The 1,146-nt window shown below is 42.0% G+C and carries 1 protein-coding gene; it reads right to left on the reverse strand.

Annotated elements, in window-relative coordinates; translation table 11 throughout:
• Window positions 1-385: 385 nt before the first annotated feature.
• Window positions 386-1,132: an MBL fold metallo-hydrolase gene (locus tag FGS84_RS30655; RefSeq protein WP_279232869.1), complete on the reverse strand. Its 747-nt coding sequence runs from the start codon at window positions 1,130-1,132 to the stop codon at window positions 386-388.
• Window positions 1,133-1,146 lie beyond the last annotated feature (14 nt).

Consider the following 1,146-nt stretch of genomic DNA (forward strand, 5'->3'; position numbering starts at 1 on the left):
GGTTTCAGACTACTTAGCTTGGCTAGTTATCTTTAACCTTCATTACTTGGTTTTGTTCTGAATTTTCTCAAATCCAAAGGTCTAAACCAGACCTTTTGTTTTTAGAATTTTCAGGGTTTTACATACTGTCTAATCTTCAATTATCAAGGTTCTTTGTTGTCGGCTTGTTCAGCAGCAACTTTTATATCTTATCACAGCTGCAAGTGTTTGTCAACAACTTTTTTTATTTTCTTTTTTCTTACTCTCTTGCGCCTTTGGTACTCACCGCAGCGCAAGAGATATCTTACCAGATGCTTCAACAAATGTCAACAGGTTTTTTCAACTTTTTTCATTTTTTGCGCTTTCCTGATTCCAGCCCCCTATTATCCCTATGATTTTCTTTGTTTCACCGGCTTAAATCCGACATGACAGAACGCATAAACAGGGGATTTTTCTTATATTCGGTCAAATTGCTTTCCTCACAGATTAATTCAAACAGCTCTTGGGGACTTCCTTCCTGCATCTGTCCTCTGTGTGCCTCTGTACACTCCCTGATTTTAGAGATTCGCAAAAGTCCGTCATGAATCACGGATTTACCTGTACTGCTGTCATAAACCTTGTCCCATGCCGGACAATACAGTTCCACGCCCTTCAGTTCTTCCAGACGTATCAATGTAGTCTCACTGGCCAGGGAGTCTTCGTAAATCAGAGCATCCGTTGGCTCCGGTATGGCATCCCCGGTAAAGAGGATTTTATGTTCCCTGTAGTAAAAACACAATGATTCCCTGGAATGGCCAGGCGCTCCTATTACCTGAATGGTAATCCCCGGCTCCAGCTCCAGCAGGTCCCCATCTGACAATACCCGGTCTACCGGCACCGAACCATCCACCAGACTATAATAGCTGGGAATGGGGCGTTTCTCATACTGCAGGTCAATATCTTCAATCCAATCCCGTTCACCCCTGCTGGCATATACACTGCATGAGTAGGTGTTCTTTATGGATTTCAAGGCGCCAATATGGTCCGGATGAGAGTGCGTCAACAGTACAGCATTTATATTTTCTCTGTTTTTTCCAAATTTATGTATATATTCTCCAATTTTTTTATCACACCCTCGTATTATAAAGTAGTAGTGTTTATAGACTCTCTCCAAGGTCTGTATGCTAT

The sequence above is a fragment of the Clostridium sp. 1001271st1 H5 genome (assembly GCF_005845215.1).
Lineage (GTDB): Bacteria > Bacillota > Clostridia > Lachnospirales > Lachnospiraceae > Enterocloster.